Origin of the sequence: Sphingobacterium sp. B29 (assembly GCF_001952815.1) — a bacterium.
GTDB classification, from domain to species: Bacteria; Bacteroidota; Bacteroidia; order Sphingobacteriales; family Sphingobacteriaceae; genus Sphingobacterium; species Sphingobacterium siyangense.
This window is the reverse complement of the sequence record NZ_CP019158.1, coordinates 4,153,483-4,168,532: the sequence shown is the minus strand read 5'-3', so window position 1 is coordinate 4,168,532 and position 15,050 is coordinate 4,153,483. Positions and strand designations below refer to the sequence as shown.

The window sequence follows — 15,050 nt, the reverse complement described above, 5'->3', positions numbered from 1 at the left end:
CGAGCCATGCAGATGAATAGAAATGTATCTATAAATACACCAAAGACTACTTACAGAATTCAGTTTCACAAAGAATTTAACTTTTCCGACTTCAAAAGAATCATTCCTTACTTAAGAGACCTGGGCATCGATACAATTTATGCTGCACCTATTTTTCAGTCAACACCAGGGAGTATGCATGGTTATGACGGCACAAATTTGAATAAAATAAATAGTGAACTTGGTACGCTGGACGAGCTGAGATCCATTAAAAAAGAGTTAAGTGAATATCATATCAAATGGTTACAGGATATTGTTCCTAACCATATGGCGTTTCATCCCTCGAATGAATGGCTAATGAATCTGCTCGAATTTGGACAGACATCAAAATTTAGCCATTTTTTTGATACCTGCTATAGTTCCAATTTATTCGAGAAAGGAAAGTTAATGGTGCCTATCTTGTCTAAGACTTTAGACGAAGCGATTTCAAACCATGAAATTGCTGTCGTTTTCTCAGACGATAGCCTTCGGCTTTCTTATCAGGAAAACCTTTATCCACTTTCCCCTGAATCCTATTTTTTCGTCCTTAATGATTATTTAAAAGAGAGCCAATCGGATTTTAGTGGACTTCTGGTTCAAATAAATACGGCTCAAGCTAATGGAGATGTCGAGGAGTGGAGACAGCTGCGTGTCCATATTTTTAAGAACCTTTCTAATGAGAACTTAAAGCATGTCCTTGACCAATTTAATAATAATCTGGAAAGTATTCACGAACTGGTGGCTAGTCAGAGTTATGAGCTTTGTCCTTGGTGGTTTACAAATCAACGTATAAATTTTAGACGTTTTTTTACGGTCAATGAATTGATTTGTTTAAATGTGCAAGACAAAAATGTATTTGAGCAGTCGCATAAGCTGATAAAAAAACTTGTCGATGAAGAACTATTTGATGGACTAAGGATTGATCATATTGATGGACTTTATAAGCCTACTGACTATTTATTTAATTTGAGGAAATTAATCGGTCCACAAACTTATATAGTTGCTGAAAAAATACTTGAACAGGGGGAGAAACTTCCACTCGAATGGCCTATACAGGGAACAACAGGCTACGATTTTTTATCGGCTTCCAATAATGTTTGCTCCTGTAAATCGGGAAAGAAAATATTGGATAAGTATTATAGAAAAGTTATTGGAGAAAATCTATCCATTAAAAAACAACAGTATATAAAAAAGAGCATAATTCTCGATGAACACATGCAGGGCGAGCTTAATAACCTGGCCCGGTCATTGGCATCACTTTTAGCCGTTAAAAGTCTGAATAAGCTAGGGCCTTTAAAAGATATTCTAACCTCTTTTTTGGGATTTTTCCCTGTTTATCGGTTATATGACGAAAGCTTTCCACTGGTGGCAAACAATTTCGATCTGCTGTCTTCTCTTTTTAAAAAGTTGACCCGAAAGCCCGAGCTCGATCAAAAGCTGGTTAATCAATTTCGAGAACTATTTGAGCAAGCACAGGCAGGTTCAAAATCGCTGAGCCATACTGCTGTGGTTGATTTTTTTCTCCGATGTATGCAGTTGGCCGGCCCTGTAATGGCTAAGGGTGTGGAAGATACGTTAATGTATACATACAACCGTTTTATAGGGCACAATGAAGTCGGCGATCATCCGGATAACTGGGGGCTAAGTAAAAAGAAATTCCACAAATTAATGCAGGAAAGGCAAAAATTTTGGCCACTGTCCATCAATGCAAGTTCTACACACGATACCAAACGTGGTGAAGATTCGCGAAGTCGCTTATTAGTCCTCACCGCCATGGCTCAGAAATGGGTTAAACAGGTTCAGATCTGGCAAGATGTGGTTTGGAATGAATATCGAAAAGACCTCCCACATCCGAATGATGAATATTTTATTTATCAGTCGCTGGTAGCCTCTTATCCAATGGAAAAACAGGATGGAGAAGCATACGACGCATTTGAAAAACGTTTTTTGGACTACATGGTTAAATATCTACGCGAAGGGAAAGAGCGCTCGAGCTGGGAAAATCCAAATTTAACCTATGAAGACGCTGTTCGGGAATTTGCCTCTTTTTTGCTTGATAAAGATCGTCCATTTTTTACGAGCTTTTATCAATTTATTGAAGCGGTAGCTGATTTTGGGATTTTAAATTCGCTTACACTGCAAATCTTGAAATTTACTTGTCCCGGTGTACCTGATATTTACCAGGGGTCGGAACTCTGGAACCATAGTTTTGTTGATCCCGACAATCGAAGACCGATCGATTATCAATTAAGTGAAAATCTGCTGAAGGCTATTGAAAATATGCCCAACGAAAGTCGAATTAGACAATTATGGCAAAATAGATACGATGGGACAATTAAGCTATGGTTAGTTAGGGAATTGGTAAAATTCAGAAAGCATGATGCTGCACTTGCATCAGATAGCAGTTATATTCCATTAAAAGTAAGCGGTCGTTATCGTAAACATATTTTGGCATTCGCGCGTAGATCTGGCGATGATTGGATGATCGTAGTACTTCCGCTACACTTGGCTGCTATCGGTAAAATCTCCAAATTCGTACCTGGCTCATTTGACTGGGCAGATACGAGCGTTCATCTTTCAGTAAATCATTCTGTGGCCTGGCATCACATGCTATTTGACATAACGGGCGAAGGCACCGAAATTTCAGTGAATGCCATTTTTAGGGATCTTCCAATGGCTATTTTAAAATACAAAAGTACCCCACCTAAGCGTAGTGTGGGTGTTTTAATGCATATCAGCTCATTGCCATCATCCTATGGAATTGGTGATTTGGGATCCGGAGCTCGTCGTTTTGTTAAACAACTGCATTATAGCGGCCAAAGCTGGTGGCAGGTACTTCCTTTAGGGCCTACAGATGTTGAGCAAAACCATTCTCCTTACAGCACCCTAAGTAGTAGAGCAGGTAATCCATTATTCATCGATTTAAACGAATTGCTGGAATTTGGCTTATTGGAAAGAGGGGAACTAAAGGCTTTAAAAAGAAATAGTTCTAAAACAATAGATTTTGCTGATATAGTCTTCACAAAATACAAATTTTTGGAGAAGGCATTTAATCGTCTTTCTGTTCAACATGCGCTTGATTTCTCCGAATTTGTAGACCGTGAATCCTCGTGGCTTAAGGATTATGCGCTTTTCAAAGTTCTAAAAAACAGACATGGGAATCGTCCTTGGTATGAGTGGCCAACACAATACAAACATCGCGACAGCGCTGCACTTAACGATTTCGCAATTGAATTCGCAGATGAATTGCGAAAGGAAAAATGGTTTCAATACCTATTTTTCAGACAATGGGATGCCATAAGAAACTACGCATACGATTATGGCGTAAGATTTATCGGTGATATTCCATTTTATGTTGCCTATGATTCTGCCGATGTTTGGGCCAATCCGCACTATTTTTCCATAGGAGCAAATGGTACTATTAAAAATGTTGCTGGGGTTCCGCCTGATTACTTTAATGCAGCGGGACAATTATGGGAGATGCCGACTTATCATTGGGGATCACTCAAAAAAGATGGCTACAGATGGTGGATTGAGCGCCTGTCACACAATTGCGCACTGTTTGATAGGTTGCGGCTTGATCATTTTAGAGCATTTTCTTCCTATTGGGAAGTCCCCTTTGAAGAAACTTCCGCCAAGAATGGACGTTGGTCAACAGGTCCTGGTTCGGATTTTTTTGATCAAGTAAAAGTTCATTTAGATGACATGCCTTTTATCGCTGAAGATCTTGGAGACATCGATGCGAAGGTATACGATCTGCGCGATCAATACAACTTTCCGGGCATGGCGGTTTTACAGTTCGCTTTTGATAAAGATATGGCACATTCACCCCATATTCCACATCATTATTGCAGAAATTCTGTTGCCTATCCTGGAACACACGATAATAATACGACACTTTCTTGGTATCGTGAAGATCTTAAATCATCGAGTAAAATAAATATCAATACCTATTTTGGACAAATTATTGACAGTAGAAATGTAAATGAGGTACTCATACGATCACTTTACGCTTCTGTCGCAGATACAGTCATTGTTGCGATGCAAGATATCCTCAATCTTGATGGATCATGTCGTATGAACCGACCTGCCAGTACGACCGGAAATTGGTTGTGGCGCATGCAGAAAAGAGCTTTTTCTCCAAAACTTCAGGCGAGATTAAATGACTATACAAAATTATACAACCGTTAAACATAAAGATGGAAACAAAAATCAATACTGGAAGCCCTTATCCTTTAGGCGCAACTTACGATGGAGAAGGGGTCAACTTTGCCCTTTTCTCCGAAAATGCCGAAGATGTCGAACTTTATCTCTATGATAGTTCGAACCAACAAGAAATCGAGAAATTTAAAATAACGGAGAAGACGCATCAAGTTTGGCATATTTATGTTTTGGGAATTAAACCAGGACAACTATACGGTTATCGTGTGCATGGTCCTTACGATCCGGCCCAGGGACATCGTTTCAACCCGCATAAATTACTGATTGATCCCTATGCAAAAGCAATTTCCGGTGTCGTACAATGGAATGATGCTTTATTTGCGTACAATATAGGAGAGGACGATTTAAGTTTGGATACAACTGATAGCGCTCCTTTCGTCCCGAAATCCGTGGTTATAGACGGTCATTTTGATTGGGGGGACGACCATCCTCCGCGTATACCGATGCACCAAAGTGTGATTTATGAAACACATGTAAAAGGTTTTACAGCAACTCATCCAGAGATTCCCGAAGAAATAAGAGGAACATACGCTGCCTTGGCGCATCCTGTCACCATAAATTACTTAAAGGAGTTGGGCATCACTGCAATTGAATTATTGCCTATACACCATTTTATTACAGACCGTCACCTACAGGATAAAGGACTAACTAACTATTGGGGATATAACAGTGTTGGTTTTTTTGCCCCTGATGTACGCTATTCAGCTTCGGGTACCCATGGAGAACAGGTCGTGGAATTCAAGGAAATGGTAAAAGCACTTCATAGTGCAGGGATAGAGGTTATTCTTGATGTCGTTTACAATCATACAGGCGAAGGAAATGAAATGGGGCCAACACTCTCTTTTAGAGGAATTGACAATGCTTCATATTATCGTTTGGCTGAAGATCCACGTTATTATATGGATTTTACTGGAACAGGCAATACATTGAATACCCGCCAGCCTAACGTACTACGGTTGATCATGGATAGTTTACGCTATTGGGTGCAGGAAATGCACGTTGATGGATTCCGTTTTGATCTGGCATCAGCATTAGCGCGGGAGCTCCATGACGTAGATAAATTGAGCTCTTTCTTTGACGTTATCCATCAGGATCCCGTGATCTCACAGGTTAAACTAATTGCCGAACCATGGGATATTGGAGAAGGAGGGTATCAGGTCGGCGAGTTCCCCGCCGGTTGGGCCGAATGGAATGGAAAGTATCGTGACTGTATCCGCGATTATTGGATCGGAGCGGACAGTATGATCGCTGAATTTGCTAATCGCCTGACTGGATCGTCCGATTTATACCGGGGAGACAATCGTACACCTTCCGCCAGTATAAATTTCATTACTGCTCATGACGGATTTACGCTCCACGATCTGGTATCGTACAACGAAAAGCACAATGAAGCTAATGGTGAGGATAATAAAGATGGAGAAAGCCACAACCGCTCCTGGAACTGTGGGGCAGAAGGACCTACAGATGATTCTACGGTAAATAACCTAAGAGAAAAACAAAAAAGAAACATGCTCGTCACATTATTTCTTTCCCAGGGAGTACCTATGCTTGTCGCTGGCGATGAACATGGGCGAACACAGCAGGGCAATAATAACGCCTATTGTCAGGACAATGAGATTTCATGGCTCAACTGGGACAATGTGGACGTATCTTTATTGGACTTCACTAAAAAATTGATCCATTTTAGGCGAGAACATCCGGTATTCTGTCGTCGCAAATGGTTTCAAGGATTGCCTATCCGCGGTACAGGTGTTGAAGATATCGTATGGTTTCTTCCAGATGCATCTGAGATGGATGATCATCACTGGCAGGAAGACTATGCGCGCTCACTCGCTGTGTTTTTAAACGGTGCGGGAATTAGATCAGTAGATACCGATGGAAAGAAAATCGTGGATGCTAATTTTTACCTGTTATTTAATGCGTATTGGGAAGATGTAACCTACACGCTCCCCGGTGAAAATTATGGGGCTGGTTGGTTTAAGATCTTAGATACGAATAATGATACGATAGAAAGCTTTGGAAACTATTCAGCAGGAGATGCTATTTTAGTGCCCTCACGTTCTATACTTTTATTTCAGTCACAATAAAGTGGGGATATATATGAGCAAGACAGGAATTCAACAATTGGGTATTCGTCGCAATGGTGACCTTTGGCAGATTCGCGTATGGGCTCCAATGGCAAAGAATGTGCTTTGCCGATTTTATCAAAAAGATATGGAGATCGCGCTTAAGCCCCAACAATATGGTTATTGGTACGCGGAGACTGATTTGTTAACAGCTGGAGATTTATACTGGATCAGTGTCGATGGCAACGAATTGCCGGATCCGATTTCGCTCTCCCAGCCAGAAGGTGTACATGGTCCCTCAAAAGTCGTTGATCTTACTTTTTCTTGGACCGATAATGACTATCGGCCTCCAGCATTGTCTGATTTTATTATTTACGAGCTTCATGTAGGAACATTTACCTCATCCCATGATTTTGATGGTGTTATCAAAAAGATTCCCTATCTGAAAGATTTGGGGATCACTGCTATTGAAATTATGCCTGTTGCACAGTTTCCTGGTGAAAGAAATTGGGGCTACGATGGTGTTTTTCCTTTTGCAGTGCAGCATTCCTATGGTGGCGCTTCGGAATTTCAAAGGCTTGTGAATTCCTGTCATGAGGCCAATATTGCGGTAATTTTGGATGTTGTCTATAATCACCTCGGGCCAGAGGGAAACTATTTCTCGAATTATGGCCCATATTTTACCGACAAATACCATACGCCCTGGGGTAATGCGCTGAATTATGACGATAGCTATTGTCATGGACAGCGGGATTTGGTACTGAACAATGTACGCATGTGGTTTGAAGACTTTCATATCGATGCGCTGCGTTTGGATGCGGTACATGCAATCAAGGATTTTAACGCTGTTCATATCCTTCAGCAAATTCGTAAGGAAACGGATGAAATTATCGCTAAATCCGGAAAAAACCATTTTCTATTTATTGAATGCGATCTCAACGATAGACGATTTTTAGACCCATTGGCGAAAAATGGTTTTGGGATGGATGCACAATGGCTAGATGAATTCCACCATGCTTTAAGAGTAAGCGTGGGCGAACCCAAAAAGGGGTACTATGAGGAATTTAATGGATTGGCCGATCTCGCCAAAGCTTATGAAAAAGCATATGTATTCGATGGCAACTATTCTCCCCATCGGGAAAAATTCTTTGGAACGGACACTCTCGGTATCAAAGGGGATCATTTTATAGTTTTCTGCCAGAATCATGATCAAGTCGGCAATAGAATGATGGGCGATCGCGCGGCTTCACTCTATCCTGTAGAAATAACGCGACTAATGGCTTTTGCCGTGTTCATATCCCCGTATCTTCCTTTACTGTTTATGGGAGAAGAATGGGGTACAAAACGAGCTTTTCCCTATTTTACCAGTCATAGTGACCCCAAACTTGTAGAGCAGGTGAGACAGGGACGAAAAAAAGAGTTTGAAGATTTTTTTGAAGATTCAGAATTTCTCGATCCGCAGGACGAGACAACATTTAGGAATACCGTTTTGAATTGGGACGAACAGGATAGCGAAGTCCATCAGAAACATTTATCTTATTATAGATCCCTGATAGCATTCCGTAAAACCAATCCTGTGCTGAAAAATATACAGCGCGATGAAATGGCGGCCAAATGCCTCCCGGAGCAAAAAGTACTTATCTTAGCGATGAAGAAAAGCGATAGTTCTTTATTTGCAATGATGAATTTTTCTGCCACTGTACAACAGGTAACGCTGCCTGAAGATCTGCAATGGAAAATTATATTTAATACGAATGAAATGGATGCCGCGGTTTTGTCAGATACTGATTATGCTCAAATCACTGTCGCATCGCTAAAGCCTTGGTCAGGTCAGGTCTATATTTCTATCTAGATGTATGGTATATAAAAATTTTTATATACCATACATCAGATTTTTATCTCTCGTTAAGCAGCCCCTCGGATGACACGTAACAGAACGACAATAATGGCGATAACTAATAAAACGTGAATTATATTACCTGTAGCATAACCTCCAAAGAAACTAAACGCCCAAATAATGACTAAAATAACAGCAATGATATATAATAAATTTCCCATAATATATTTGTTTTTGCAGTAGAACAGCCTTCGATGGATTATGGTTTGAATGGATAAAATTTAAACGTTAGTTGTTCGTTATCAATCGTCAGTTGTTAGTTATTAATAAGGTGTACAGTTGTCAGCGGCCGACTACCAAACTGGTTTGCAAATAACACTTTAGAATCAACGTATTTATAACATTTCCCATATATAAATACCCTATTGTCTTTTTTTATTATTTGCTTATTTTTTTATCTGTATTTAAAATTAAGGGCAAAAATCCATTAAAATTTGCTTAATAGGCTTTGTAAATAAGGACAACGTATTTTTACCGCTAACGATGCAATTTATTTTACGGGCAAATTGGCCCTCAAAATTAGCACTCTTCTTGTTATCCTTTTCTTGTAAAATCATTTTAAACAATCAGTTGAATAAAGAAAGAGGATAAGTTATGAACAACCACAATTTAAATGTACTCATCAACGAAAAAAGAAGTTTACTTCATCATTTTGCTGCTAAATTTACTGCTGATCCGGATGAAAAGGAAGACCTGATCCAAGAAACTTGGATACGCGCATTGAAGTCCATAGACAATTTTGTTCAGCATCCGAAGCTAATGAGCTGGTTATATGTAATTATGAAACATACTTACATCAATAAGTATAGAAAAGCAAAGCGTACCACCGAAATTCAAGATCAATATGTGGTCTTGGAAAGTACAAATACAATAGAACTCAACAAAGGGATCAATAAGTTTATGGCCGAAGATATCGAACGGGCGATGAACAGCTTAACGGCGGAAAACTATGAAATTTTTCGTTTGTTTTTAGATGGTTATAAATACCATGAAATTGCATCCTATTTTGATATGCCAGAAGGTACAATAAAAACTCGAATCCATATGGTAAGAAAAAAGCTGCAAAAACAGCTTAAGGTCTACCGGTTAAATTGACAATCCCTACAAATAAAACAAGAGCTAACGTTTCAGTTTAGTTTGATATTTGCGAAAGGCTGACCTTTTAAGGTCAGCCTTTCTTTCGTATACTTTCAAAACAATAGTCCTTTGCGGAAATCGTATGTTCATCAACTGAACATGATTGCACTCCGGCGAAGGTTCATCCTGGCTGTAGCTTTTCAACTATTTTCCAATTGTCCTCTTTTTTATCATAGCGAAGTAGCCAGGTTTCCTGGGGGACTTTCTCTTCCTTCCCGGTTGAATGTTCACCCACCGTAATCGTGATCTCTAAAGGAAGAGCATGCATAATTTCGGCATAGGCTTTTTCGCCGCCAAGGAATTCGATAATTGCTGGCATCGCATTATAACCAATTTCCGGGCTGAATAAGAACTCAGCTATGCCGCCATAATGAATCTCAGTACCATGAAAAATAATACCATTCATAATCTTACAAATTGAAAGTTAAAGTTATAGTGATCTTATCTCAGGTCATAAATTTTGGAATTTTGATCTGCGATAATTCTAACAGTCGTATGCCATTTTTGTTTTTTTAGCAATCCAATAATTTATTTTACAAAAGCAATCTATTTGTTTTTGAGACGTGTTATATCAGTAATTAAAAGCAGGAGCTTGAGGGTGAAATAGAAAAATTTTCAGGCAAAAAGGATTCAAAAAAATAATATATTCATCATGAACGTAAAAAGAATATTTGGAACTATTCTCACAGTATTGGGTATTGTAGGACTAATCTATACCGGCTATGAACTGATCATGAAAAGTAATGCCTATACGAATTTGGCAGTAGTCGGCATTTTGGCGCTTATTTTCTTCTCATCAGGAATAAGTCTTGTGAAGAACACTAAAGACGAGTCTTAAAGGCGGTTCATTTTGGCAAGTCTAATTTTCGGCGTTTGCTAAACATTAATGAAGGTCGGATTATCAAGTCCGACCTTCATACATGAATTTTACTTAATATAGTTGAGAATATATATAACAACTATATACCTCGCATTGTTTTCGTAAAAAGCCTTTAGCTGTTGGCCAAGGTTTTTGCTGTATTTCAACTATTCTTGGACAGCCTTGTCGTTTACGAAACCGCCTGCTATCCCTGTTAATGCTTCGTCGGTATCCTTCTCATTGTCTAAGGTATTTTGGAGCAGTGAAGCTACATCGTCGTGTCCCATCGTTTCTGCAAATGTGCGAAGAGTACCGTAAGTAGCGATCTCGTAGTGTTCTACTTTCTGTGCAGCAAGGATGAGGCCTGCATCTCTGGTAAAAGTATCCTTTTCTGTGTCAGAAATGATCGAATCGGCTTCATCAAGCAGACCCTGCATAGCGTCACATTTTTTAGCAACAGCTTTTTCTCCCAATTGCTCAAATACCTGTTCAAGAGTTTCTATATGTTTCTGAGTTTCCTTGGTATGCTTTTCAAAAGCAGCGGCGAGTTTTTCGCTAGTTGCAGCTTTCTGCATTTTGGGTAAAGCTTTCACTAAGTGTTTCTCGGCCCAATAAATGTCTTTTAGTTCATCGACAAAAAACTCGTGGAATTCACTGTCTTTCATTTTTCCGGTATTACCAGAAGGTTTTTTTGTGGCATTTTTTGCCGGTACAGATTTCGTAGTTGCCATAATAAAAATTTTAAGTGTTATTGCATAGATAACCCAGCCCAAACCACTTTAGTTCAATAAAAGATATTTAACTGTTACCATATAAAAGCGAAAGCGATATTCTCTTCTTAGGTTTGGTATAATCCTGTTAGCGTAACCTTTCGCACACCAATATTGTTCAGATTAGTATTTATCAGGCCATAAAAAGCAATTTGCTAAATGAGAGAAAACCATTTCGTATTGAGTTTTGTGCTATATCAAAATCGAATTAACTGGTAGCGTAATATGCATTTTATTATTTACCAATATATTAATTTTTAAAATACCGATCATGGCCGATAATAAATCAAAAAAGGGAAAAACAGCTAGAAACAGATCATCTAAAGATACAGTTACGGGATTAACTAAATATCGGCAAAAGCGTACCGAAGAGAAAACCCCGGAACCCTTTGGCGGGAAACCAAGTGGAACAGAATTACGCTTTGTGGTTCAGAAACACGATGCTTCACATCTGCATTATGATTTTCGTCTTGAAATGGATGGTGTTTTAAAAAGCTGGGCGGTACCTAAGGGGCCTTCAGTTGATCCAGGTGTAAAACGTCTTGCTATGATGGTTGAAGACCACCCCTATGATTATCGGAATTTTGAAGGAATCATCCCAAAAGGGCAATACGGCGGCGGTACAGTTATTGTCTGGGACGAAGGAACCTATGAACCTGCTGAGGGCGATTTTAAGGACGTTCCGAAACAAGAAAAAGAACTTTTACATCAGCTGTATTCTGGTAAGCTAAAATTCAAACTCAATGGCAAAAAACTCAAAGGCGAATTTGCTCTTGTTAAAGCCCACGGCAGGGGAGATAACGGCTGGCTGCTGATGAAACTGGATGATAAATATGCTAGTGAAGAAGACATTACGATGAAAGATAAGTCGGTGCTATCTGGCAAATCCATTGCGCAGATGGAGCAATCTCCAGATCATGTATATGGAGAACGTACCATTAAAAAAGATAGTACCGTTAAAGATAAACGCTCCGTAAAAGCCAAAGCATCTGAGCTTATCAATGATCAGCTTGATGCAGTTCCTAAAAATAAATCTCCGAAGAAAACAGATCTTCAAGATTTATTAAAAAATACACCAAAGCAAAAATTCTATTCCCACATTGAGCCCATGCTTGCCACATTGGTCGATAAGCCTTTTGATGATGAAGACTGGATCTATGAAGTAAAATGGGATGGGTATCGGGCGGTAGCTTTTATGAACAAAGGGGAAGTGGAACTGAATTCCCGCAACGATAAAAGCTATAATGAAAAATTCTATCCCATTTATGAGAATTTAAAGGAGCTTGGATTAAATGCTATATTGGACGGGGAAGTAGTGGTGCTTGGTGAAAACGGAAAGGCCAATTTCGGGTCTTTACAAAATTGGCGCAGTGAAGCAGATGGCGATCTAGTTTATTACGTATTTGATATCCTTTGGTGCAATGGGCAAGATTTAAAAGATCTTACGCTGCTTGAACGTAAAACTATATTAAAGGAAATCTTACCAGAACAGAAAAGCATTCTAGTCAGTGAACATTTTGAAACTTCGGGAACCCAGTTCCTCGAAGAAGCCAGGAAACTGGGCCTTGAAGGAATTATGGCCAAACGAAAAGATAGTATATACCATGTTCATAACCGTTCAAAGGACTGGCTAAAGATCAAGGCGAATAAAAGGCAGGAGGTCGTGATAGGCGGATACATGCTGAATGATAACTCCAGTAAGTTATTCAGTAGTATTCTTGTAGGTGTCTATGAAGGAAAAAAATTAGTCTATACAGGTAAAGTCGGTACAGGTTTCAATGAAAAATTACAGAAGCAGATGATGCAGCGTTTTAAACCGCTGATCATTTCTAAAACGCCTTTCAGTGAAGAACCAGATTTAAACAAACCATCACGCTTTAGACCCAATCCACCACACGCCTCGGTGACCTGGCTTAAACCCGAGCTCGTCTGTGAGGTTAGTTTTACGGAATTGACAAGTGATGGCGTAATGCGGCATCCTTCTTTTGATGGAATACGCGAGGACAAAAGTCCTAAGAAAGTTATTTTGGAGGAGGAATCTCCTATAGCAGAATTCGTTAATGACATGGAAGATAAAATGATTACTCCACGAAGTAAAGGTGAGCGTAAGACCCTATTGAATCCGAAAGATAATACGCAGGTCAAAAAGATCAATGGGCATGAGTTAAAATTCACGAACCTAGATAAGATCTTTTGGCCAAAAGAGGGAATAACAAAAAGAGATCTTATCAATTATTATTATCAGGCAGCTCCATTTATATTGCCTTATCTAAAAGATCGTCCCCAAAGCATGAACAGATTTCCCGATGGTATTGAAGGTGAAGGTTTCTATTTCAAGAACGTAACGGATACTGCTCCGGACTGGGCGGAGACATATCTTTACCATAGCGAGACTGATAACAAGGATAAGCATTATCTGGTCGGAAAAGATGAAGCGACACTGCTTTACATGGTCAATCTTGGCTGCATTGAGATGAACCCCTGGAGTAGTACGGTCAAAAAGCCCGAAAATCCATCATTCTGTATTATCGATTTAGACCCGGATAAAAATTCCTTTAATCAGGTCGTTGAGGCAGCACAGGTAACGAAGAGCATCCTAGATGATATGGGCGTTCCAAGTTATTGTAAGACCAGCGGTTCTACTGGCCTTCACATCTATATTCCGCTCGGGGGGAAATACACCTATGATCAGTCCAAGGAATTTGCCAGGGTGATTGTCACATTAGTTCATAATGAGTTGCCCAAGTTCACCAGTTTAGAACGGTCCATTAAGGATCGGAAAGGAAAAATGTATCTGGATTTTTTACAGAATAGACCCCATGCAACCATTGCTGCAGCCTACGCTGTCCGTCCTAAACCCGGTGCAACGGTATCTATGCCGCTTCATTGGGATGAAGTTAAGAAGGGGCTGAAAATAAGTGATTTTCATCTCTTGAATGCCATAGAAAGGATGAATAGTGAAGGTGATATTTTTAAGCCTGTCCTTGGTAAAGGTATTGATCTCAAAAAAGTAATTGAAAAATATACGAAATAAACGCATCAAAACCTCCATGGATAATCCGGAATTAAAAACCAGTAATAAAAAATCAATATACAGTGCACTCGCGGCGAATGTATTAATTGCATTAACTAAATTCATTGCAGGAGCATTTACAAATAGTTCCTCCATGATTTCAGAGGGTATTCACTCAACGGTAGATACAGCAAATCAATTGCTCATACTTTATGGCTTGAATAGAAGTAAGAGGTCACCCGACCAGTCTCATCCTTTTGGTTATGGCAAAGAACTATACTTTTGGTCTTTTGTTGTTTCCATTCTGATTTTTGGGCTTGGTGGTACATTATCTATTTACCAGGGTGTAGCTCATATCATGGAACCCGAATTAATGAGCGATCCTTTTTGGAATTATATTGTACTCATACTCTCCTTAATTTTTGAAGGAACTTCTTTTTTTATTGCTTTAAAAGAATTCAATAAAACCCGCAATGGTATGGGGTGGTGGGATGCAATTATTAAGAGTAAAGATCCTTCCAGTTTCCTTGTGGTCTTTGAAGATGGTGCAGCTGTGGCAGGGCTAATAATCGTTATGGTACTCATGGGACTAAGTCATTACTTGCAGATTCCTGAATTAGATGGCCTAGCTTCAGTAATCGTAGGCTTGTTGTTGGTTTTTGTATCCTTTATATTGGCTAGAGAAAGCAGAAGCTTATTAATGGGAGAGGGAATTGCTTCAGAAACAAGATTGAAAATTGCCCAGCTTGCTGAAAAGGATTCGGCTGTTATAAAAACTAAAAACATACTATCCACTTATCAATCGCCAGAGTACGTTGTATTGATGCTTATTATTGATTTTGAAGATCATCTTGAAACAGAGGAAATCACCGAGGCGATACGCCGGATTCGTGAGGATATAAAAAATGAATTTAAGTTTGTACACTTTGTGATTATTCAACCAGAATAATCAAATACAAGCCCATTTAACACGCAATCAATACATCATCTTCAGGCCAATAGCGTCAGAATTGTCGGTAATCCTGGCAAATGTAAATACCTGCCAAACCTTTCAGACTTTGGTTTTGTT

The 15,050-nt window shown here is 39.3% G+C and carries 10 protein-coding genes; 7 read left to right on the top strand and 3 right to left on the bottom strand.

The features are described 5' to 3' along the window. Window positions 1-6 precede the first annotated feature (6 nt). From treY to treZ, 3 genes are read left to right on the top strand one after another with little or no spacing between them, the layout of a single operon-like run. Window positions 7-4,209 carry a malto-oligosyltrehalose synthase gene (gene treY, locus BV902_RS17915; protein WP_083663666.1) on the top strand — a complete coding sequence of 1,401 codons (4,203 nt, stop codon included), beginning with the start codon at window positions 7-9 and terminating at the stop codon, window positions 4,207-4,209. 8 nt (window positions 4,210-4,217) lie between these two features. Further along, window positions 4,218-6,326 (top strand): glycogen debranching protein GlgX, encoded by a 2,109-nt coding sequence (glgX, locus tag BV902_RS17910; RefSeq protein WP_075993112.1) that lies wholly within the window; start codon window positions 4,218-4,220, stop codon window positions 6,324-6,326. A 13-nt stretch (window positions 6,327-6,339) separates the two neighbouring features. Beyond that, window positions 6,340-8,157: a malto-oligosyltrehalose trehalohydrolase gene (gene treZ / locus BV902_RS17905; protein WP_075993111.1), complete on the top strand. Its 1,818-nt coding sequence runs from the start codon at window positions 6,340-6,342 to the stop codon at window positions 8,155-8,157. A 53-nt stretch (window positions 8,158-8,210) separates the two neighbouring features. Here treZ and BV902_RS27410 read toward each other — a convergent pair whose 3' ends face one another. Beyond that, window positions 8,211-8,363, bottom strand: a complete 153-nt coding sequence (locus BV902_RS27410) for a lmo0937 family membrane protein (protein ID WP_120333750.1) — start codon at window positions 8,361-8,363, stop codon at window positions 8,211-8,213. A 433-nt stretch (window positions 8,364-8,796) separates the two neighbouring features. On the opposite strand from BV902_RS27410, the gene BV902_RS17900 reads away from it, so the two are divergent. After that, complete coding sequence (locus tag BV902_RS17900) at window positions 8,797-9,297, top strand: RNA polymerase sigma factor (protein WP_075993110.1); 501 nt, start codon at window positions 8,797-8,799, stop codon at window positions 9,295-9,297. Window positions 9,298-9,460: 163 nt separating this feature from the next. On the opposite strand, the gene BV902_RS17895 is transcribed toward BV902_RS17900, so the two are convergent. Next, entirely contained in the window at window positions 9,461-9,745 is a 285-nt protein-coding gene (locus tag BV902_RS17895; RefSeq protein ID WP_075993109.1) for a hypothetical protein, read from the bottom strand. 246 nt (window positions 9,746-9,991) lie between these two features. Between BV902_RS17895 and BV902_RS17890 the strand changes: the two genes are divergently transcribed. Beyond that, complete coding sequence (locus BV902_RS17890; RefSeq protein WP_075993108.1) at window positions 9,992-10,177, top strand: hypothetical protein; 186 nt, start codon at window positions 9,992-9,994, stop codon at window positions 10,175-10,177. 188 nt (window positions 10,178-10,365) lie between these two features. Here BV902_RS17890 and BV902_RS17885 read toward each other — a convergent pair whose 3' ends face one another. Further along, window positions 10,366-10,929 carry a YciE/YciF ferroxidase family protein gene (locus BV902_RS17885; protein WP_075993107.1) on the bottom strand — a complete coding sequence of 188 codons (564 nt, stop codon included), beginning with the start codon at window positions 10,927-10,929 and terminating at the stop codon, window positions 10,366-10,368. Between the two features lie 310 nt (window positions 10,930-11,239). Between BV902_RS17885 and ligD the strand changes: the two genes are divergently transcribed. After that, the gene (ligD, locus tag BV902_RS17880) at window positions 11,240-14,002 is read left to right on the top strand and encodes a DNA ligase D (protein WP_083663665.1); all 2,763 of its coding nucleotides are present in this window, start codon (window positions 11,240-11,242) and stop codon (window positions 14,000-14,002) included. Next, window positions 13,983-14,930 carry a cation diffusion facilitator family transporter gene (locus BV902_RS17875; protein WP_237241704.1) on the top strand — a complete coding sequence of 316 codons (948 nt, stop codon included), beginning with the start codon at window positions 13,983-13,985 and terminating at the stop codon, window positions 14,928-14,930. Before ligD ends, BV902_RS17875 begins: the two co-directional genes overlap by 20 nt. Window positions 14,931-15,050: the final 120 nt, after the last annotated feature.